Raw genomic sequence first — 20543 nt, 5'->3', positions numbered from 1 at the left:
CCGACAGGCCCTATTTCCCTCCATCCAGGAGATTTCATTGCACGTGATGGCATCTATCGCGTCCCTGGCCCGCTCGATCTGCTCGCTGCAGGGGCGCCTCCTTGCCGGACTGGCCATGACCTGGCTGGTCATCGTCGGCATCGTTCTGGTATTGGCCTGGCAGTTCGGCAAGGGGCTCGTCGATGAGGCCAACCTGTCGCATCTGCGCTATGAATCGCGGCTGATCGCCGACGACCTGACCCGACAGGTCGAGCGCCGGCTGGGTGCGCTCAAGCGGCTCGAGCGTAGCCTGCGCGAAGTCGAGGCCGACGAGCTTTCGTCCCGGTTGGCGAACAGCCAAGTGCTAATGGAGTGGTTCGAAGGGCTGATGGTCACCGATGCCGAAGGCCGCGTGGTCGCCGATTGGCCCATCGTACCAGGTCGTGTGGGACTGGAAACCGCCGACACCGAATATTTCCGCATGGTCCGGCACTCGCCGTGGCCCTACGTCAGCCGCCCCTTCACCGGCAGGGCAAGCGGGGAGTCGCTGGTGCTCATGCTGGTGCCGCGCTTCGATGAGCAAGGGCATTTCGCCGGTGTCGTCGGGGGCATGATCAACCTCGCCCGAGGGGGGCTGTTTCGCCGCCTGGAGACGATTCGCCTGGGCGAGGATGGCTACGTGTCGGTATTCGCCGTCAGCGGAGAACGGCTCTTTCATCCGCGTCGGCAGCCATCGCTGGCCCACGAGGAGGATCTCGCCGATGCGCCGGCGCGACAGCTGGCGCTGGATGGCTGGCAGGGCGAGACGGTTGCCCGGGACAGCGGGGGGGCGCCGACCCTCATGTCGTATCGTCAGATCTGGCCGGCCGGCTGGGTCGTCAAGGTGGCGGTGCCTCAGGCCCAGGTTCGGCAACCTCTGGGTGACTTCCTGGGGCGGCTCTGGTGGGCCTGGCTGGTGCTGGCGGTCGTCATGCTGGTCACCATGCGTCTGCTGGTGAGGCGGCTGCTGCGTCCCCTGCACCGGCTCGAGCGGCAGATCGCCCAGGTCGGGGCGGGAGAGAGGCGCTATCTGGAACTCTCCACCAATATGCATGAGCTGCGTCAGGTGGCCAGCAGCTTCAACCGGCTCGAGCATGAGCGGCTGGCGGCGCTCGAGCACCTGCGCGATCGCCAGGCGTTCCTCGACGCCGTTCTCGGTTCGACGCCCATCGGCATGTTCGTGGCGGATCTGAACGGCCGCCTCAACTACCTGAATCCGGCACTGCTCGAACTCCTCGGATTGGAAGCTTCTCATGGATTCAAAGATTGGTGGGAGCGCATTCATCCGGCCGACAAGCAGGGAGCCGAGGACATGTGGCGTCACACCCTGGCGACCGGTAGCGACTTCGTGCGTCAGCTTCGCTTCCTCCACCCCAACGGGGCCACGCTGTGGGTCGAGGTGCATGCCAGCCAAGTGCTGGGCAATGAGCAGGCGCTGGGCTTCGTGGGCATGGTCAAGGACATCACCGAGCGTCGGCAGCAGGAGGCGCTGCAGCGCTGGGAGGCCGAACACGACCCCCTGACTGGCCTGCTCAATCGGCGTGGCTTCGAGCGGCGTCTCGAGGAGGCGCTGGCGGAGTATGCCAAGACGGGCACTCCCTCGGTGCTGATCCTGTTCGATCTCGATCACTTCAAGCCGATCAATGACGAGGGCGGACACGCCCTGGGTGACGAGATGCTGCGCCGGGTTGCCCAGGTAGTGGCCTGGGAGGTTCGCCGCAGCGATCACGTCGCCCGCCAGGGTGGGGACGAATTTGCCGTCCTGTTGCCCAGCTGTACGCTCAAGCAGGCAGGGGAGATCGCGGAGTCCTTACGCCGCGCCGTGTCCGAAGTCACCGTAACCAACGAGGCCAAGACGTACAGCATCACTCTCAGCATGGGGGTAACGGCGCTGCAGGAGGGGGATGAAGCCGCCGAGACCGTGCTCGCGCGTGCCGACGAGGCGAGCTACAAGGCCAAGGCGGAGGGGCGTAATACCGTGGTGATCACGACCTGCGACGACGATTTGATCAACAGCCTGTGGTAGCGGCACGGGCACGTCCGCAGCGGTGGGGCGTGTAGCGCAGAGGGCCGTCAGAGTCAGGCGTCGTGGCAGGAGGTGTCAGGCGTCGTGGCAGGAGGTCTTGTGACGACTGTCGAGTCGAGGGGAGGAAGCGGCTGGCGAATCCGTGCCTAGACCGAGGCGTTGATGCGTCCCGATTGGGCGGCAACGCGCCCGCTGGCGCGATAGACGGTCTTCTCGGCGGCTTGGTGGATGAACGCCAGCAGGCGGGTGTTCTGCTCCATGCGCAGCTCCACCAGCTTGCCGTTGAGTGCATTGAGGCGCTGGGCCTCGCGGGTCAGCTCCAGGGTATGGAGCCAGGCGTGCTCACAGCCAGCGTCGGCCGCTGCCTGTCGCGCACCTTGCGCTCCTCTGGCATAGCCCAGGCGCTGCTGCACGCCCTGGCGCAGCGTCTCGCTGGTTTCCAGCTTGGTCAGCAGCGACTGCTTGAGCCCGGCGATCTCGCCGAGCAGATGGCCATCGATGTGCGCGCCGGCCAGCACGGTGCGCTCGTGCCGGAGCAGGTCGATCACGCCATTCAGGCGCTGCTGCTGCTCTTGAAGAAGCTTCGCCAGGCTCATTCCCCGCGGCGCTCCGCTGCCAGGGATTCGATCAGGGCATCGGCAATGCGCTCGGCACGGACTTCCAGTCGCCCCTCGCGAATGGCTTCGCGAATCTCCTCGACCCGCGCCATGTCGACGTCGCGCGAGGTGTCGGCGGCCTTCTGGCTGAGGTGGGTGGCGGCCGACGGACCGGGTTCCTGCTGCTTGGCCGAGGTGGCGCCCTTGACCGGCTGCGTCTCCTCGCGCGGCGTCGTCTGCGTCGGGCGAGTCAGGGGGTTCTGGCTGTTGATCTTCACGATATTGGCCTCATGACCGGATGCTTTCAGCTGTTATCGGCGGCGCGCGGATTAACTTTAGGCCCGATCTTCGATGCAGGTTTTCGAGACGGCGTTGCGCCTGCCTCGTCCGGTGTGGTTCGCCAGCGTGGCAATGTCAGAAGTCTACGACAAGGGTGCCCTCGCCGACCACCTCGGCGGTCACGACTTCACGGCTGTCGAAGCGAACCCTGACCCGGTCGCCCATGGCTCCCGGCTCCAGCGCCTGACCTTCGCGGGTGACGCGAAACGCCGCGCCCCTGGCCTCGACCACGACGCGCTGGTTTCTCTCCACCAGCGGCAGGCTGCGGAACTGATGAGCCTGCAGGGGCTGCTCCGGGCTGAGCGGGCGGGTCGCCACCTGGCCGACGATCTCGTCAATATCGAGCAAGGTTCGGTTCGGCAGCTCGGCGAGGTTGCCTGACTGCATGGCCAAGTGTTCGCGACGGACGGTCTCGCCTGCCGCCAGCGGAGCGGTGAGAACCGGATACTCCCCCAGCGCGCCGATGTCGGCCTGCAGGTAGCGCACCTGCCGGCCGTCACTGCCACAGCGTACGCCCACGGAAACGCGCCCGAGGGGAACGTCGCCCGGACGGGCAAGAAAGGGCTCGGGGGATTCGCAGGCCGGCAGCCTCGCTGATGGCAGACGCAGCTCGATGATCAGTTCGTCGCCTAGGGTGCTTGCCTGCTCGTGCAGGAACGCATGCACGGCTTGCAGCAGTTCGGTGTCGTCAGCCGTGGCCGCCGCAGGCAGCGGCAGGAGGGCCAGCGTCAGCGGCAGCAGCAGGGCGAGGCGGATCAGACGCATCGGGCAAGGTCGTCCAGCAGGGGTGATGGCCAGATTCTAGCGACAGGCGACGGACTGAAACAGCGGAAATGAACGAGGAAAACCGGCCTGTTCCTGCCATTGACATGACAGCGGCATCGCTATTCTTCAACCTCAAGAAGTTCCGCATGTCATCCACTGGGTTTGCACGGGAGTGCCGGCATGATCGACCAGCTCGAGGCCGCCTTTAATTACCACCAGCAGGCGCTGGGCCTGCGCCAGCAGCGCCACCAGGTGCTGGCGAGCAATATCGCCAACGCCGATACGCCCAACTACAAGGCGCGCGACATCGACTTCGCCAGCGAGCTGAAGAGGGCGGTCGAGCACGGGCGGTCGTCAGGCGGCGGGTTATCGCTGGCGCGCACTTCCGAGCGGCACCTGGCGGGGCAGGCCATGGCGACGCCCCGGCATGAGCTGCTCTATCGCATTCCGGACCAGCCGAGCCTGGATGGCAATACCGTGGACATGGACCGCGAGCGTACCCAGTTCGCCGACAATGCGGTGCGCTACCAGGCGGCGCTGACCTTCATGAACAGCCGCATCCAGGGGCTGAAGAACGCCATGCAGCCGGAATGACAGGCCGGAACTGACAGAGGAGTGAGATATAACCATGTCGATGTTTTCCGTGTTCGATATCGCCGGCTCGGCCATGAGCGCCCAGTCGCAGCGCATGAACGTCACCGCCAGCAACCTGGCCAACGCCGACAGCGTGGCCGGGCCGGACGGCGAGGCCTACCGTGCCAAGCAGGTCATGTTCGAGTCACGTCTGCAGGGCGGGCGGGGCATCGGTGGCGTCGGGGTGCGTGACATCGTCGAGGACCCCGCGCCGCTGCGCCTGGAATACCGCCCCGAGCACCCGCTGGCCAATGAGGAGGGCTACGTGTCGATGCCCAACGTCGAGCCGGTGCACGAAATGGTCAACATGATCTCGGCGTCGCGCTCCTATCAGGCCAACGTCGAGGTCATGAACACCAGCAAGCAGATGATGCTCAAGACACTCACGCTGGGCGAGGGCTGATCGCCATGTCGAACACCATTGATGCCAATGTCGTCACGCGCATGAACCAGGGCGGCCCGGCCGCCCGCGATGCCAGCCAGTCTGCCGACCTGCGCAACAATTTCATGACCCTGCTGATTGCCCAGATGCAGCACCAGGATCCGCTCAAGCCGATGGACAACCACGAGATGACCAGTCAGCTGGCGCAGATCAACACCGTCAGCGGCATCGAGGATCTCAACGAGACGCTCTCGGGCATCACCGACCAGATGAACGCCGGCCAGACCCTGCAGGCCACCGGCCTGATCGGCAAGGGCGTGCTGGTGCCGGGCGATCGCGTGCTGCTCGAGCATGGCGAAGAGGGCGAGCCGCATACCACGCCGTTCGGCATCGAGCTGCCCCAGTCGGCCGATAACGTCCGTGTCGTGATCACCAATGCCAGCGGCCAGGTGGTCAATCGCTACGACATCGGCTCGGCCAAGGAGGGGGTGGAGTCGTTCACCTGGGATGGCCGTACCAGCGAGGGCGAGGTGGCGGCTCCGGGCTCCTATCGCGTTCGTATCGAGGCCACCAGCGGCGACAAGACGGTAGACGGCACCACGCTCAACTATGCCGTGGTCGGTGGGGTGACGCCTCCCGACAAGAACGGTGGCGTGAAGCTGGACCTGGGCGCCGTCTATGGCCAGGTCGGCCTCGACCAGGTCAAGCAGATTCTTTGACCCACATTCACTGAATACGAGAACCGCGCATAGCGGCATTTTTCGCCGGTAGGCAGAGGAACGAAGCAATGAGTTTTTCACAAGCATTGAGCGGCCTGAATTCCCAGTCGCAGAAGCTGGGCACCATCGGCAACAACATTGCCAACTCCCAGACCGTGGGGTTCAAGGGCTCCAACGTCCAGTTCTCCGACGTGTTCGCCAACTCCAAGGTCGGCCTGGGAACGCGGGTGTCGGCCGTGCTGCAGAACTTCAGCGAGGGTAACGTCGAATCGACCAACCGCAACCTGGACCTGGCGGTAGCCGGCGAAGGCTTCTTCCGCTACATGGATACCAGTGGCGAGGTGGTCTATTCGCGCAACGGTCAGCTCTCCATGACCTCAGACGGAAACCTGATCAATGCTCAGGGCTTCCAGATCATGGGCTATGGCCTCAACGCCGCCGGCCAGGTACAGGTGGGCGGCCAGCCGCAGCCGCTGAACGTCTCTGCCGAAGAGCTGGATGCCAGCGCCACCACGCGCGTCGGTACCACGCTCAACCTGGATGCGCGCAAGGTGATCGGCGACGACCTGAGTACGGTGGAAGCGGTGGATTCGACGGGCAACCCGGCCATGATCGACTACCACTACTCCAATAACTTCACCGTTTACGACTCGCTCGGCAACCCGCGTAACATCACGGTCTACTACGAGAAGACCGCGGCCAACGACTGGACGGCGAGAATGACGCTCGACGGTACCACGTTGGACGATGGTGCCGGCAACGTGACGGAATTTTCCGTCCAGTTCGACAATAACGGCAAGCTGATCAATGGTGCGGGAAGCGTCAATGCCAATGGCGCCATCGCGGGTGTCTCGTTCGCCGCCAATGACTACCTTGGCGGCGAGCCGGAGGATCTCACCTTCGACCTCAACCTGGCCGGCACCACCCAGTTCGGCAACACCTCTACCGTCAGCAGCCTGACCCAGAATGGCTACACCTCGGGCACCCTGGTGGGTATCACCATCAATGAAGACGGCACCATCATGCGCAACTACTCCAACGAGCAGTCGCGCCCCGCCGGTCAGGTCGCCCTGGTCAGCTTCCGTAACCCCGAAGGCTTGACGCCCGCCGGCGACAACGTCTGGCGCGCTTCTAACGAATCGGGCCAGGAACTGGTCGGCGCGCCGGGTAGCGGCCTGCTGGGCAGCATCGTTTCCGGGGCGGTCGAGACGTCCAACGTCGACATGGCGCGTGAACTGGTCAGCATGATCGTGGCGCAGCGGGCCTACCAGGCCAACTCGCAGACGATCAAGACCCAGGACGAGCTCCTGCAGACTGCGATCAACCTGCGCTAAGCGCTGATTCGAGCGTCAAGGGAGCGAAATCGTGGACCGTATCCTCTATACCGCCATGAGCGGGGCCAAGCAGAGCATGGATCAGCAGGCGGTGGTCAGCCACAACCTGTCCAACGTCTCGACCAGCGGCTTCCGCGCCCAACTGCATGCCATGCGTGCCGTGCCGGTTCAGGGCGACGGCGTGTTGCCGACCCGTGTATCGGTCGCGGCGACCACGCCGGGCAGCGATTTCAGCCAGGGGCCGATCACCCAAACGGGGCGCGAGCTGGATGTGGCGCTGGAAGGTGATGCCTGGCTCGCCGTGCAGGCCGACGATGGCAGCGAAGCCTATACCCGCCGCGGCGACCTGCAAGTGGATGGCAACGGTCTGGTCACCGTGGTGGGGCGGCCGGTGATCGGCGAGGGCGGTCCCCTCATCGTGCCGTTGGGCTCGAGCGTCACCATCGGTGCCGACGGGACCCTCAGCGCCATCGGTGAGGGAGAAGGCCCCGAGGCACTGGTCGACGTAGGTCGGTTGAAGCTGGTCACGCCGCAGCAGAGCCTGCAGCGCGGCGATGATGGCCTGTTCCGCGTGCCGCCGAATGCGGAGGGCGAGGTCGCCGCGCTGGAGGCCGACGAGGAAGCGCGGCTTGCCAGTGGTGCGCTGGAAGGCAGCAACGTCAGCGCCGTGGAGGCGATGGTCGCCATGATCGACGTGGCCAAGCGCTACGAAATGCAGATGAAGGCGATCAAGACCGCTGACGAGAATGCCCAGCGGGCCAACAATCTGCTCTCTATACAAGGCTGATGGCTCGCTCACGAGCCGACGGCGCGCAGGGTAAAGGAAAAGTCTCATGATCAAGTCACTGTGGACGGCCAAGACCGGCCTGGAATCCCAGCAGGTCAAGCTGGACGTCATCTCCAACAACCTGGCCAACGTCAGCACCAACGGCTTCAAGCGCTCGCGGGCGGTGTTCGAGGACCTGCTCTACCAGAACCTGCGCCAGCCCGGTGCACAAAACGACGTACAGAACCGCCTGCCTTCGGGAATGCAGGTCGGTACCGGTGTGCGTCCGGTGGCCACCGAGCGCCTGCACAGCCAGGGCGGGCTCGAGCAGACCGAAAATTCGCGTGACCTGGCGATCAACGGCAACGGTTTCTTCCAGGTGCTGATGCCGGATGGCTCCACGGCCTATACCCGCGACGGCAGCTTCCAGCTCAACGAGAACGGACAGATGGTCAACGCCAACGGCTATCCGCTCGAGCCGGCCATCATCATTCCCGACAACGCCCTGTCGATCTCCATCGGCGAGGACGGCATCGTCTCGGTGACCCAGCCGGGCGTGAACCAGGCGCTGGAGGTGGGCCAGATCACCATTTCGACGTTCGTCAATGCGACGGGGCTCGAGAGCATCGGCGGCAACCTCTATCGCGAAACCACTTCGTCGGGCCCGCGCAACGAGGCCATGCCGGGGATGAACGGTGCCGGCAGGCTGTTCCAAGGCTACGTGGAGACCTCCAACGTCAATGTGGTGGAGGAGATGGTCAGCATGATCCAGACCCAGCGGGCCTACGAGATCAACAGCCGTGCCGTGCAGACCAGCGACGAGATGCTGGCCCGCCTGAGCCAGCTCTGATCGACGATCAACGGCACATCCTGGGCTGAAGCGTTCGGCCGGAAGCGAGCAAGAATGAAAGGTACGGGTACTAGTTCGATGGCGGGTAGAGTGATCACGGCGGTTATCGCCATCATCATGCTGGCCCTGGGCGGATGTGCCCAGGTGCCGCGTGCCTCGGTGGTCGGCGAGCAGGAGCAGATCAATATCGTCGAGCCGCCGCCGCGCTTGGCCAATGGTTCCATCTACCAGGCGCATCGCGGGGTCCAGCCGCTGTTCGAGGATCGCCGACCGCGCATGGTGGGCGACATCCTGACCATCGTGCTCGACGAGCAGGTCAGCGCAAGCAAGAACTCGCGCTCCAACATGGATCGCAGCGGCTCGGCCGGTCTTGACCTGGCCGAGCTGCCCGATGCGCTGGAGCGCCTGGCCGAGTACGGCTTCGACCTCTCCGGCGAGAGCGATTTCTCCGGCGGCGGCGGCTCCCAGGCCAACAACAGCTTCACCGGCACCATCACCGTCTCGGTGCTCGAGGTGATGCACAACGGCAACCTGCGGGTGCGCGGCGAGAAGCAGATCGCCATCAACCAGGGGGTCGAGTTCATTCGCTTCTCCGGGGTGGTCAATCCGCGCACCATCACCGGCCAGAACACCGTGCCCTCGACCGCCGTGGCCGACGCCCGTATCGAATATGTGGGCAACGGCTACATCAACGAGGCGCAGTACATGGGCTGGATGCAGCGCTTCTTCCTCAACATCTCGCCTTTCTGAGCGACCGCGAGCGAGGCGACCATGACAACTCTCACGATGTCCAAGCCATACCGTTCTCCTCCGATGGCGGCGAAACTCCTGCTTCTGGCATGGCTCCTCCTGCTGGCGCTGCCGGTACAGGCCGAGCGCATCCGGGAGATCGCCAGTTTCGCTGGCGTGCGTGACAACCAGCTGGTGGGCTATGGCTTGGTGGTCGGCCTCGACGGGACCGGTGACCAGACCATGCAGGCCCCCTTCACCGGGCAGAGCCTGACCAACATGCTGTCGCAACTCGGCATCACGGTGCCGCCCGGCACCAACATGCAGCTGCGCAACGTTGCCGCGGTGATGGTGACGGCCGATTTGCCGCCTTTCTCGCGTCCCGGGCAGCGGCTGGATGTCAACGTCTCGTCGATCGGAAACGCGCGCAGCCTGCGTGGCGGCACGCTGCTGATGACCCCGCTGAAGGGCGCCGACGGCGATACCTACGCCATCGCTCAGGGCAACCTCCTGGTTGGTGGAGCTGGGGCGGCGGCGGGAGGCGCCTCGGTTCAGGTCAATCAGCTGGCTGGCGGGCGCATTGCCGGCGGCGCCATGGTGGAGCGTGAAGTCCCGCTCGATCTCGGGAGCAATGGCGGGCTGCTCGAGCTGGAATTGAAGGAGTCCGATTTCGGCACCGTGCAGCGCGTGGTCAACGCCATCAACGACGAATTCGGCCGGCCGGTGGCGGCAGCAATGAACGGCCGCGTCATCGCCCTCGACGGGCCGATGAATGCCAATTCTCGGGTCAATTTCATGGCCCAGGTGGAGAATATCCAGGTCACGCCCACGGAGGCGGCGGCCAAGGTGGTGTTCAACGCCCGCACCGGCTCGGTGGTCATGAACAGTGCGGTCAAGCTGCATCGTGCCGCGGTGGCTCATGGCAATCTCTCGATCGTGATCGATCCGCGCTTCATGGTCAGCCAGCCGGCGCCCTTCGGCGAAGGGGAAACGGTGGTGGTGCCCGATACCGAGATCGAGGTTCAGGAGCAGGATGCCTATCTGCGCGTGGTCGAAGGGGCCGACCTGGTCGACGTGGTCAATGCGCTCAACGCGCTCGGCGCCACGCCCACCGACCTGATGGCCATTCTCGAGGCGCTCAAGGCATCCGGTTCGCTGCGTGCCGAGCTGGAGATCCTCTGATGAGCATTCAGGACGCCACCGGCCAGTTCGCCCTCGACGTACAGGGGCTCGAGCGGCTCAAGCACACCGCGCGTCAGGATAGCGCGGCAGGCCTGCGCGGTGCCGCACAGCAGTTCGAGGCACTGTTCCTGCAGATGATGCTCAAGAGCATGCGCGACACCATTCCTGACGGTGGCCTGCTCGACAGCCAGCAGGGCGAGTTCTACCAGTCGATGCTCGACCAGCAGTGGGCCCAGACCATGGCCGGACGCGGCATCGGCCTGGCCGACCATCTCGTCGCCCAGCTTGAAGGCCAGTTGGGTGCCTCGTCGTCCCGCTCGGGCGTGGCCGACCGCGAACTGGGCGAATTGATTGCCGGGATACCGCGCGGCACGCCCAGGGTGCTTCAGGATGCCCTGCAACCGGCAGGCGAAGAGGCAATAGCCCCGCAGGATGAGGGCAAGGCGACGGGGGCGGCGCGAGAAGAGCGTGCGGCCAGCCTGCCGGCAACCTTCCTCGAGGAGCTCGAAGCGGTGCGCGGGGGCTTCATGTCGGCCCTTGATGCCACGCTGCCGGCCCCGAGCCGCGCCGCCGGCGAGCCAGGAAGCGCCGGCACGGCTGCCGGCGAGGCGCTCCGCTCAGCCCCGAGCGACGGTCAGGGGGGCGAGCATGTGCAACGCTTCATGCAGCGCCTCTCGGCACCCGCCCAGGCGGCAAGCCGCCAGACCGGGGTGCCGGCCGAGCTGATCCTGGCTCAGGCGGCACTGGAGACCGGCTGGGGGCGCCACGAGATCGCCACGGCCGATGGCGGCAACAGCTACAACCTGTTCGGCATCAAGGCGGGGCGCAACTGGCAGGGGCGTACCACTGACGTCACCACCCATGAATACATCAACGGGCGGCGCACGCGAGTGGTCGACACCTTCCGTGCCTACGACTCCTTCGAGCAGGCCTTCACCGACTATGCGCGGCTGATCGGCAACAACCCCCGCTATGCAGCGGTCACCACCGCCGGCAGCGCCGAGCAGGCCGCTCGCGCCCTCCAGGCGGGCGGCTACGCCACCGACCCGGCCTACGCCGACAAGCTGATCGCGGTGATGAACTCCATGGGGCCGGTGCAGCAGCGTGGCGACTCGCTGGTCTTCTTCAGCTACTGATTTGCGTCTCGGCGCCTAAAGGTTCGCGGACCCGGGCCGATATAACGGGCATTGGCGAAAGGAAACGACACCATGAGCACCATTTTTTCCGTCGGCCTGAGCGGCCTGAATGCCGCCCAGAACGCGCTGAACACCACCAGCAACAACATCAGCAACGTCTATACCCCCGGCTACAACCGGGAACTGACGATCCTGGGGCAGAGCCGTGCCGACGCCGGCGTGCAGGTCAACGACATCCAGCGCCAGTTCAACCAGTACGTCGCCTCGCAGCTCAACGCAGCAACCAGCTCCTCCAGCGCGCTGTCGACCTACGAGAACCAGATCAGCCAGATCGACAACCTGCTGGCCGACCGGGAGGCGGGTCTGGCACCGCTGATGCAGAGCTTCTTCTCGTCGTTGGAAGACCTCGCCGGTGCACCTTCCGACCCGGCGGCGCGCCAGGGCGTGCTTGGCACCGCCGACACCATGACCGCCCAGTTCCGCGCCTTCGACGGTTACCTGCAGGACATGCAGGAGGGCATCAACGGCCAGATCGAGGATGAAGTCACCCAGATCAACAACGCCACCGAGCAGCTCGCCACGCTCAACCGCGAGATCGCCCTGGCCCGTGCGCGCAGCGGCGAGGCCCCCAACAGCCTGCTCAACCAGCGCGACCAGTTGGTGGCCGAGCTCAGCGAGCGCATGAACCTGCGCCTGGATATCCAGGATGGCAAGAGCTACAACATCAGCCTGCCCAACGGGCAGCCACTGGTTTCCGGCACCAACCACTATCGCCTGGAGGCGATGGATGCCCCCAACGACCCGCAGCGTACCGTGCTGGGCTATCGCGACTCCGGTGGCAACCTGATAGCGCTACCGGAAAATACCATCCAGGGCGGGGCCCTGGGCGGCCTGATGACCTTCCGTGCCGAGACCCTGGACAAGACCCAGAGCCAGATCGGCCAATTGGCCGTATCGCTGACGGTGGGTTTCAACGAACAGCATCGCCAAGGGATGGATCTCAACGGCGATCCGGGAGGGGATTTCTTCACCATCGGTCAGCCTCAGGCCTACTCCTACCCGCGCAACACCAGCGGCGAGGACGTGCTGACGGCCAGCTTCGATACGGACAATATCGACAGGCTGCGCGCCACTGACTATACGGTGCGCTTCGGTACCCCGGGCGATCCCCCCCAGGTGATTCGCAAGGACAATGGCCAGGCGGTACCGGCCGACGAAATCACCTGGGACGACGGGACCTCGACGCTGGGCTTCGGAGGCGTGACGTTGCAGTTCAGCGGTACGCCTGCCAATGGCGATCGCTACGAGGTTCAACCGGTGCGGCGTGCCGCAGCCGCCTTCGAGTCGCAGGTTTCCGACCTGGACAAGATTGCCGCGGCCCAGCCGCTCAACCCGACGGACGATCCGGCCGACTGGATCATGTCCGGTACCGGTGACAACCGTAATGCCCTGGCCCTGCAGAACCTGCAGAGCGAGGCGCTGGTGGCCGGGCGCTCGTCGTTCAGCCAGGCCTACGCCGGCATGGTCAGCGACGTGGGCAATCGAGCCAACATCGTCAAGGTCAACCTCGACGCCCGCCAGGGGCTCACCGACCAGCTCAAGGCGGTGCAGCAGTCAGAATCCGGCGTCAACCTGGACGAGGAAGCGGCCAACCTGATTCGCTACCAGCAGTTCTATATGGCCAACGCCAGGGTCATCGATACCGCTTCCACGGTATTCGACACCATCCTCGGCTTGCGTAACTGATCACCAGGGAGTCTCGTACGATGCGTATCAGCACCGTGACCATGTTCGATCAGAGCGTGGCATCCATGAATCGTCAGCAGAGCGACTTCCTCAAGGTCGGCCAGCAGATTGCCAGCGGGCGCCGCGTCGTGAACCCCTCCGACGATCCCCAGGCGGCCTCGAGGGCGGTCGGCGTCTCCCAGGCCATGGCGGTGAGCCAGCAGTTCGCCGATGCGCGCGTATCGGCGCGCAACTCGCTGGCCCAGGCCGAGAGCGTACTTAACAGTGTCAGCGATGCCATCACCAGCGCCAAGACGCTGCTGGTGCAGGCGTCTAGCGACACCCTGAACGATGCGGATCGCCAGTCGGTGGCCTCGGAGCTGCGCGGCATCTACGAGACGCTGATCGGCCAGGCCAATGCCAGCGACGGTAACGGACGCTACCTGTTCGGCGGCTATCAGGATTCGAGCCCCCCCTTCGTACGCAGTGCTGACGGCGTGTCCTATGTCGGCGACGACAATGCCCGGGCGCAGCGTGTCGATGCCTCGCGCGAGATGCCGGTGTCGGACAGTGGCGCGCGCATCTTCAACAGCGTCGCGAGTGGTGCCGGTTACCTGTCCGAGGCCGGGACGCTGGATGCGGACGGTACGCTTACCGGCAGCAACGGAGGCAACGTGCGCTTCTCCGGTCCGCAGGTCGTGAACAACGCGGACCCGAACCATGGCCGTGCGTTTCGCGTCGACTTCACCAGCGATGGCGTAACGCATACCTATACCGTGAAGATGCAGGACGATAACGGCGACTGGGTCGATACGGCACCGGCCCTGAACGACGAGCCCTACGACCCTGCCGGCCAGACGGTCGAAGTGGGCGGCTTGAGGCTCGAGCTGCAGGGAACTCCCCAAGATGGGGATGGGGTCAAGTTTGCCACCGCAGACGAGATGAACCATGACCTCTTCAAGACCCTGGAGAAGGCACTCGGTGTGCTCGAGAACCCGGCCGGCACCCCGACCGAGAAAGCCGAGCTGGCCAATACGCTGCGTACCACCATGCGGGAGCTCGACAACGGTCTCGACAACGTGCTCACCGTGCGCGCCTCCATGGGGGCGCGTCTCAACGAGCTGGACGTGATCGAGGCCGTCGGCGGCAACCGCATGAACAACTACGAGCAGACCCTCTCCGACCTGGTCGACCTCGACTACAGCGAGGCGATTTCCGAGTACAGCCTGCGTCAGGTCGGGCTGCAGGCGGCGCAGAAGGCCTTCGTCGACGTCAAGGGCCTGTCGCTGTTCAATTATCTCTGAGGCCCGAGGCTGCGCGGCAATTCGCTCGTGCAGCCAGCATCTCCCTAAGCGGCGTCCAAAAGCTGGCGGACGAGGCTTTACGCTTCCCTGCAGACCTTGTCGGTGCAAACCCATGGGGTCTCTTTTCGCCGCTCCGGTTCGCCGGGGCGGTTTTTTTTGTTCAGGGGGTGGGGCGGGTTTCGCCTGGCAGGCGTTCAGGCGTTCAGGCGTTCAGGCGTTCAGGCGTTCAGGCGAGTGGCGCCATCGCGTCGATGAGCGAGTAGAGGAACTGGATGCCGTGGCTGAACAGCCCCTGGAGGAAGCGCGACATATCGGTCATCAATACCATCAGCAGTACCAGGCCGATAGTCAGCATCATGGGGAAGCCGATGTTGAACACGGTGAGCTGAGGGGCCGAGCGGTTGAGGATGCCCATGGCCAAATTGATGATCAGCAGCGAGCCCACCAGCGGCAATGCCAGCGACATGCCCGCCACGAAGATGGTGCCGCCGTAGCGCACCAGCATCTCGAAGGCGGCGGGGTTGAACGAACCGATGCCGACGGGCAGGCCGTGGAAGCTGGAGACCAGCGCTTCGAGCACCAGCAGGTGCCCGCCCAGGGCGAGAAACAGCAGCAGCGTGATCATGTAGAACACCCGCGAGAGGATCATGGTGTTGGTGCCGCTGCCGGCATCGAAGAACGTGGCGAAGGCCAGGCCCATCTTCAGGCCGATGAACTCGCCGGCAGCCTGCACCACGGCGAAGGTCACATGCATCACCACGCCGATGGCAATGCCGATCAGCATCTGTTCCACCATCAGCCCGAGGCCCGCCCAGGAGACGATCGGCACGTCGGGCATGGGGGGCAGCACCGGCGCGACGACCACCGTGACCAGGAACGCCAGGCCGATCTTGGCCTGGCGCGGGACACTGGAGTGGCCCCACAGCGGGGCAGCCGAGAAGAAGGCCAGGATCCGCACGAAGGGCCACAGCAGGATGACGAGCCAGCCGTGCAGCTGGGCGAAAGTCACCTCGACCATGCGTGACTCACATCAGCATGCTGGGGATGCTGGTGAAGAGGTTGCGCGTGAAGTCGACGATCAGGCCGATCAGCCAGGGGCCGGCCAGCACCAGCACGCTGAAGACGCCAAGGATCTTGGGGATGAAGGAGAGGGTCATCTCGTTGATCTGGGTCGCGGCCTGGAACAGGCTCACGATCAGGCCGGTCAGCAGCGCGGTGATCAGCAGCGGGCCGGCCAGGAACAGCGTGACGCGCATGCCCTGGTAGGCAATGCTCATGACCATTTCCGGTGTCATTTGGACTCCTCGCCGAGGCTGGCTCGGCCCTGTTTCGCGTAGGCCCGGATCAATGCCCGGGCCTAGATGAAGAAGCTTTCGGACAGCGAGCCGATGATCAGCTGCCAGCCATCCACCAGCACGAACAGCATCAGCTTGAACGGCAGCGAGATCGTCGCCGGGGGCACCATCATCATGCCCAGCGACATCAGCGTACTGGCCACCACCAGGTCGATGATCAGGAACGGGATGAAGATGGTGAAGCCGATCTGGAACGCTGTCTTCAGCTCGCTGGTGACGAAGGACGGCACCAGGATCCGCAGCGGCACGTCTTCCGGGCCCTGCATGGGGCCGACCTCGGCCAGGCGGGCGAACAGCGCCAGGTCGGGCTCACGGGTCTGGGCCAGCATGAACTCGCGGAAGGGCTGCTGGGCCAGCTGCAGGAACTCGTCGAAGTTGATCTCATCGGCAGTCAGCGGCACCCAGGCCGTTTCGTAGACCAGGCCGATGACCGGCGACATCACGAAGAAGGTCAGGAACAGGGCCAGGCCCAGCAGCACCTGATTGGGCGGCGTGGCCTGGGTGCCGATGGCGGTGCGCAGCAGGCTGAGCACGATGATGATCCGGGTGAAGCTGGTCATCATCAGCAGCGCCGCCGGCAGGAAGGCCAGCGAGCTCAGCAATAGCAGGGTTTGCAGCTGGATCGACCACTGCTGGCCACCGTCTTCGAGGGGCTGGCTGATGATTCCGGGAATCTGCTGGGCCTGCGCACCGAGCGGCAACAGGGTGAGGATCAGCGCGACGGCCAGGGCGAGCCGGTGCAGCGAGCGAGGAGAGCCGATCATGCATCTCCTCGCCCGCGGCCGCCCAGGCCGGCGTTGTGCTTGAGTGCGCGTGCAAAGCGAGCGGCGAAGCGCTCCCCCTCGGGCATCGGGTGCGAGCCATTTCCGGCGGGCCGGGCGGGAGCCGCGAGCTCATGCAGTTTGTTGATCTGGCCACCGCCGACACCGAGTACCAGCCAGGTACCTTCGACCTCGACGATCACCACTCGCTCGCGGTTGCCCAGGGCGGCGCTGCCGATGACCTGCAGATGGCCGCCCGCCGCGCGCTTCTGGGGATTCCAGCGACGCAGCAGCGCCGTGCAGATGAAAATGATGGCAATGACCAGCGCCAGGGCGGCGGCAGTCTTGCCGAGGGTGGCCATGCCCACCAGGGCATCGCCACCGACGGCCAGGGACTCGAGCCCCGAGGCGGTCTCGGAAGAGGCGGTGTTGCTCATCGGTTGAGTTTCTGTACCCGCTCGGAGGGGGTGATGATCTCGGTGATGCGGATGCCGTACTTGTCGTCGACCACGACGACCTCGCCCTGGGCGATCAGATAGCCATTGATCAGGATGTCCATCGGTTCGCCGGCCAGGCCGTCGAGTTCGACGACGGAGCCCTGGGTCAGCTCCAGCAACTGCTTGATGGTCAGCTTGGTGCGGCCCAGCTCCACGGTCAGCTTGACCGGAATATCCATGATCATTTCGAGGTCGCGGGCGGCACCGCCTTCCTTGCCCTTGTCGAGCGGGCGGAACACCCGGTCGCCGGCCGACTGAGGGGCGGCGGCAGGCGCGCTGGCCGACGCCGGGGCCTCGTCGGCCGCGGCATCGGCCGCTTCCTGCTCGGCCAGGGCTTCCGCCCAGGGATCGTCCTCGGCGCCGGCCGCAGACTCGGCCGCTTGCTGCTCGGCCATGGCTTCGGCCCAGGGGTCGTCGTCGGCCGCGGGCTCGTTTCCTTCCTGCTCGGACATCGCGGAGGCCCAGTCGTCGTCGGAAACGTTCTGATCGGGTTTCTTGGGATCAGTCATGCTTGAAGTCCTTGGCTTGAGGCGCTGCGCCCTTGATGAAAGCGTCCTTTGACGCCGGGTTCTGTGCACCATGATCGATGATGCGGATGACACGCAGCGCGCGTTGCTCGTGCTGGCTACCGTAGTCGCACTCCATCACCGGCACGCCGTCGACGCTGGCGGTGACCGTCTCGGGCAGCTCGAGAGGGAGGACGTCGCCCACCTTGAGCGCCATGACATGGGCGATGCGGGTGGGGACATCGGCAAAGTTGGCGATCAGCTCCACCTCGGAGCGACGCAGCTCGCCGGCCATGCGCTTGGTCCAGGAGCCATCCTGGTCGTGGTGGCCGTCGCTGAGCGGGTTGGCCAGCAGGTCGCGCAGGGGTTCGACCATCAGGTAAGGGATGCAGATCTGGAAGCTGCTGGAGAGATTGCCGACTTCGATGTTGAAGTTCGTGTTCACCACGATCTCGTTGGGCGAGTTGGTGATGTTGGCGAACTTCGACTGCATCTCCGAGCGCAGGTAGCTGATCTGCAGCGGGTAGACCGACTTCCACGACTCTTCGTAGGCGTCGATGGCCAGCTGCAGCAGGCGCTGGATGATGCGCTGCTCGGTGTTGGTGAACTCGCGCCCTTCGGACTTGGTCAGGAAGCGCCCGTCGCCGCCGAACAGGTTGTCCACCACCATGAACACAAGGTTGGGCGGAAACACGATCAGCGCCGACCCACGCAGCGGCTTCATGCCGATGATGTTGATATTGGTCGGTACCGGCACGTTGCGGGAGAACTCGCTGTAGCTCAGATAGCGTACCGAATCGACGGTGATATCGGCGCTACGCCGCAGCAGGTTGAACAGCCCCATGCGGAAGTGCCGCGCGAAGCGTTCGTTGATGATATCCAGCGCCTGCAGGCGCTCGCGAATAACGCGGTGCTGGGTCGCCGGGTCATAAGGACGTACGCGGGAGTCGCCGTCGCTGCGCGCAACGGGCTCGTCATCGCCGCTGACGCCCTTGAGCAGGGCGTCGATTTCATCCTGTGACAGCAGATCGTCTTGGGACATGGTGGCCAGGGCACCCGTTTATTGCACGATGAACTCGGTGAACAGCACGTCCTGGATCTCGAGGGACGGCTGGGGTTCGGTCAGCGGCTCCGAGAGCACGGCGATGACCTCCTCGCTCAGGCGGCGCTTGCCGTCCGGCGTGGTCAGTTCGCTCGCCTGCTTGCCGGAAAACAGCATCAGCAGCCGGCTGCGTACCTGTGGCATGTGCTCGATCAGGATCTCGCGGGTCTCGTCCGCGCCGACCTTGAGCGAGATGCCGGTGTAGAGCAGGCGCGAGCCGAAGTTGTCGTCGGCGAGATTGACCGTGAAGGGGTCGATCTTGACGAAGATCGGTGCCTGCCGCTCGATCTGCTGCGTCTGGAGGCTGGCATCGCCTTCATTACGATCGTTCATGACCATGTAGATGGCCGCCCCGGCCGCCGCCGTGGAGAGCAGTACCAGCAGTATCATCAACCACAGGAGCTTGGAGGAGCCACCCGTCGATTTCGCCATTGCCTTGCCTTTGTCAATGTGGGTCTAGCCGTTGAGGAGAGTATGCCGAAGGTGCGCGACCCCTGATGACAGGAACAGGCCGCGCGAAAGGGCCTATCTTGGCTTTTTGTCTCAAGCGTAGAGGTTCACCCGGCCATCCAGCGGGAGCGTGATGGAGGAGGGGGACACGCCCGGCTCATCGCCATCCGGCAGTGCCAGCCCGTCTTCGCCCCGGGTTGCTCCCCCCTGGCCACGCTGACCGTCACGGCCCGCGAACGCCTGGGCGTCCTGTTTGCGCTGCTCGCCAACGGAGGTCTCGCCGAGGCTGATGCCCTGCTCGGCCAGTGCCTCACGGAGCTGTGGAATGGCCTGTTCGAGGACCTGGCGTACCTGGGCATGGGCGGACAGGAACTGCGCCTGGGCCCCCTGCTCGGTCATTTTCAGGGTCACCGTGAGCGGCCCGAGCTCGGCGGGATTCAAGCGCATCTCGACCTGCTGTTCACCGCCCTGGCGGGCGAACTGCACCAGCTGTTGCCCCAGTTGGCTGGGCCAGGCCGGACTCTGGAGTGGAGCGGCAAGGCTGGCCTGGGCGACCGGGACCGGGGGCGGGGCGGGCTGAGCCGATGCATGGGCGGGTGCCGTGGGGCCGGTGGTGGCCTGTGTCATGGTGGCGGCATCCGGTATGAAGCCGCCACGCGGTGTCTCGGCGGTGGTGGCTCGCAGCTCGGCGGTAGGCTGAGGCGCAGGTGCCTTGGCCAAGGCATTGGCGAAGTCGGCCGGCCGAGCCGACGCCGCAGCACCATCTCCCGCTTCCGCGGCGGCGGCTGCCGAGGCTGCTAGCGACGCCGTCAGCGGGTGGCCGGCGGCAGCGGCAGCCGGCTGGCCGGGCTGTGCGGCGCGTTCACCCGGTAAATTCATGCCCGGAGAGGCTGCCGTACCAGGGCGCTGTGTCTCGGTGACGGCAGCCGTCATCAGGGCCGCAACCTGGGGGTGTTCGGCGAGCTCGACGCTCATCTCGTCAACGGGGCGTGCCGTTTGCTGGTCGGCCGGCAGCGCTGCATCGGGCAGGGCCGGCGCCTGGCTGCTGCCTTCGATCAGCGCGAGCCGCGCCATGATCTCGCGCAGCTCCGCATCGGGCAGGGCTGATTCGGCCTCGCCGTCGAGTCGCTGCCCGGCGTGGCCGTTCAGGGCCTGGAGCAGCGCCTGCTGAGCGGCCATGGTCGGCGGCGGTAACCCCTCTGTCGGCATGGCGCTCAGTTGGGCGGCAAACGTGACGTTGCCCGCCTGGTCGGGAGTGGCCGTGGCAGCCTGGCTGAGTGCCAGGGCGAACTGGCCCTGGCCGGCGCCGGTGTCCGGCTTGCCGGAGAGCGGCGTCGGCAAGGCGGACAGGATCATCTGGATATTCAT

At 65.3% G+C, this 20543-nt stretch carries 23 protein-coding genes; 12 read left to right on the top strand and 11 right to left on the bottom strand.

Translation table 11 applies throughout. The annotated features are described in order from the left end of the window. Positions 1 to 46 precede the first annotated feature (46 nt). Positions 47 to 2044: a diguanylate cyclase gene (locus tag I4484_RS12760; protein ID WP_197451033.1), complete on the top strand. Its 1998-nt coding sequence runs from the start codon at positions 47 to 49 to the stop codon at positions 2042 to 2044. Positions 2045 to 2190: 146 nt separating this feature from the next. On the opposite strand, the gene I4484_RS12755 is transcribed toward I4484_RS12760, so the two are convergent. The 3 genes from I4484_RS12755 to flgA form a co-directional block, all read right to left on the bottom strand. Beyond that, a complete protein-coding gene (locus I4484_RS12755; RefSeq protein ID WP_197447665.1) occupies positions 2191 to 2640 on the bottom strand; it encodes a flagella synthesis protein FlgN in 450 nt (149 codons plus the stop codon). Beyond that, entirely contained in the window at positions 2637 to 2918 is a 282-nt protein-coding gene (gene flgM, locus I4484_RS12750; RefSeq protein WP_197447664.1) for a flagellar biosynthesis anti-sigma factor FlgM, read from the bottom strand. Before flgM ends, I4484_RS12755 begins: the two co-directional genes overlap by 4 nt. Positions 2919 to 3054: 136 nt before the next feature. Next, positions 3055 to 3744, bottom strand: a complete 690-nt coding sequence (gene flgA / locus I4484_RS12745; RefSeq protein WP_197447663.1) for a flagellar basal body P-ring formation chaperone FlgA — start codon at positions 3742 to 3744, stop codon at positions 3055 to 3057. Positions 3745 to 3924: 180 nt separating this feature from the next. On the opposite strand from flgA, the gene flgB reads away from it, so the two are divergent. From flgB to flgL, 11 genes are all read left to right on the top strand, one after another. Further along, entirely contained in the window at positions 3925 to 4338 is a 414-nt protein-coding gene (gene flgB, locus I4484_RS12740) for a flagellar basal body rod protein FlgB (RefSeq protein ID WP_197447662.1), read from the top strand. A gap of 34 nt (positions 4339 to 4372) precedes the next feature. Beyond that, positions 4373 to 4780: a flagellar basal body rod protein FlgC gene (flgC, locus tag I4484_RS12735; protein WP_197447661.1), complete on the top strand. Its 408-nt coding sequence runs from the start codon at positions 4373 to 4375 to the stop codon at positions 4778 to 4780. Positions 4781 to 4785: 5 nt separating this feature from the next. Then, on the top strand, positions 4786 to 5478 hold the full coding sequence (flgD, locus tag I4484_RS12730) for a flagellar hook assembly protein FlgD (protein WP_197447660.1): 693 nt from the start codon (positions 4786 to 4788) through the stop codon (positions 5476 to 5478). 68 nt (positions 5479 to 5546) lie between these two features. Next, positions 5547 to 6812: a flagellar hook protein FlgE gene (gene flgE, locus I4484_RS12725; RefSeq protein WP_197447659.1), complete on the top strand. Its 1266-nt coding sequence runs from the start codon at positions 5547 to 5549 to the stop codon at positions 6810 to 6812. Positions 6813 to 6843: 31 nt separating this feature from the next. Continuing rightward, positions 6844 to 7599 carry a flagellar basal body rod protein FlgF gene (locus tag I4484_RS12720; RefSeq protein ID WP_197447658.1) on the top strand — a complete coding sequence of 252 codons (756 nt, stop codon included), beginning with the start codon at positions 6844 to 6846 and terminating at the stop codon, positions 7597 to 7599. Between the two features lie 46 nt (positions 7600 to 7645). Next, the gene (gene flgG / locus I4484_RS12715; protein WP_197447657.1) at positions 7646 to 8428 is read left to right on the top strand and encodes a flagellar basal-body rod protein FlgG; all 783 of its coding nucleotides are present in this window, start codon (positions 7646 to 7648) and stop codon (positions 8426 to 8428) included. A gap of 78 nt (positions 8429 to 8506) precedes the next feature. Continuing rightward, the gene (locus I4484_RS12710) at positions 8507 to 9178 is read left to right on the top strand and encodes a flagellar basal body L-ring protein FlgH (RefSeq protein WP_197451032.1); all 672 of its coding nucleotides are present in this window, start codon (positions 8507 to 8509) and stop codon (positions 9176 to 9178) included. A 63-nt stretch (positions 9179 to 9241) separates the two neighbouring features. Continuing rightward, on the top strand, positions 9242 to 10339 hold the full coding sequence (locus tag I4484_RS12705) for a flagellar basal body P-ring protein FlgI (RefSeq protein WP_234283542.1): 1098 nt from the start codon (positions 9242 to 9244) through the stop codon (positions 10337 to 10339). Continuing rightward, positions 10339 to 11475, top strand: coding sequence for a flagellar assembly peptidoglycan hydrolase FlgJ (flgJ, locus tag I4484_RS12700; RefSeq protein WP_197447655.1), 1137 nt, complete (start codon positions 10339 to 10341; stop codon positions 11473 to 11475). Before I4484_RS12705 ends, flgJ begins: the two co-directional genes overlap by 1 nt. A 72-nt stretch (positions 11476 to 11547) precedes the next feature. Further along, positions 11548 to 13221, top strand: coding sequence for a flagellar hook-associated protein FlgK (gene flgK / locus I4484_RS12695; RefSeq protein ID WP_197447654.1), 1674 nt, complete (start codon positions 11548 to 11550; stop codon positions 13219 to 13221). A 20-nt stretch (positions 13222 to 13241) separates the two neighbouring features. Further along, positions 13242 to 14504: a flagellar hook-associated protein FlgL gene (gene flgL, locus I4484_RS12690; RefSeq protein WP_197447653.1), complete on the top strand. Its 1263-nt coding sequence runs from the start codon at positions 13242 to 13244 to the stop codon at positions 14502 to 14504. A 226-nt stretch (positions 14505 to 14730) separates the two neighbouring features. On the opposite strand, the gene fliR is transcribed toward flgL, so the two are convergent. The 8 genes from fliR to I4484_RS12650 form a co-directional block, all read right to left on the bottom strand. Next, positions 14731 to 15522, bottom strand: coding sequence for a flagellar biosynthetic protein FliR (gene fliR, locus I4484_RS12685; RefSeq protein ID WP_197447652.1), 792 nt, complete (start codon positions 15520 to 15522; stop codon positions 14731 to 14733). Between the two features lie 7 nt (positions 15523 to 15529). Continuing rightward, positions 15530 to 15799 carry a flagellar biosynthesis protein FliQ gene (gene fliQ / locus I4484_RS12680; RefSeq protein WP_197447651.1) on the bottom strand — a complete coding sequence of 90 codons (270 nt, stop codon included), beginning with the start codon at positions 15797 to 15799 and terminating at the stop codon, positions 15530 to 15532. A 62-nt stretch (positions 15800 to 15861) separates the two neighbouring features. Continuing rightward, positions 15862 to 16623: a flagellar type III secretion system pore protein FliP gene (gene fliP / locus I4484_RS12675; RefSeq protein WP_234283462.1), complete on the bottom strand. Its 762-nt coding sequence runs from the start codon at positions 16621 to 16623 to the stop codon at positions 15862 to 15864. Beyond that, entirely contained in the window at positions 16620 to 17057 is a 438-nt protein-coding gene (fliO, locus tag I4484_RS12670) for a flagellar biosynthetic protein FliO (RefSeq protein WP_197447650.1), read from the bottom strand. Before fliO ends, fliP begins: the two co-directional genes overlap by 4 nt. Continuing rightward, positions 17054 to 17626 (bottom strand): flagellar motor switch protein FliN, encoded by a 573-nt coding sequence (gene fliN, locus I4484_RS12665; RefSeq protein ID WP_197447649.1) that lies wholly within the window; start codon positions 17624 to 17626, stop codon positions 17054 to 17056. Before fliN ends, fliO begins: the two co-directional genes overlap by 4 nt. Then, positions 17619 to 18665 (bottom strand): flagellar motor switch protein FliM, encoded by a 1047-nt coding sequence (gene fliM / locus I4484_RS12660; RefSeq protein ID WP_197447648.1) that lies wholly within the window; start codon positions 18663 to 18665, stop codon positions 17619 to 17621. Before fliM ends, fliN begins: the two co-directional genes overlap by 8 nt. 18 nt (positions 18666 to 18683) lie before the next feature. Beyond that, the gene (gene fliL / locus I4484_RS12655) at positions 18684 to 19157 is read right to left on the bottom strand and encodes a flagellar basal body-associated protein FliL (protein ID WP_197447647.1); all 474 of its coding nucleotides are present in this window, start codon (positions 19155 to 19157) and stop codon (positions 18684 to 18686) included. 111 nt (positions 19158 to 19268) lie between these two features. Further along, positions 19269 to 20543 (bottom strand): flagellar hook-length control protein FliK, encoded by a 1275-nt coding sequence (locus I4484_RS12650; RefSeq protein WP_197447646.1) that lies wholly within the window; start codon positions 20541 to 20543, stop codon positions 19269 to 19271.

It is taken from the genome of Halomonas sp. SS10-MC5, assembly GCF_015992245.1.
Taxonomy (GTDB): Bacteria; Pseudomonadota; Gammaproteobacteria; order Pseudomonadales; family Halomonadaceae; genus Halomonas; species Halomonas sulfidoxydans.
The sequence above is the reverse complement of the archived record's forward strand: the minus strand, read 5'-3'. Positions and strand labels throughout refer to the sequence as shown.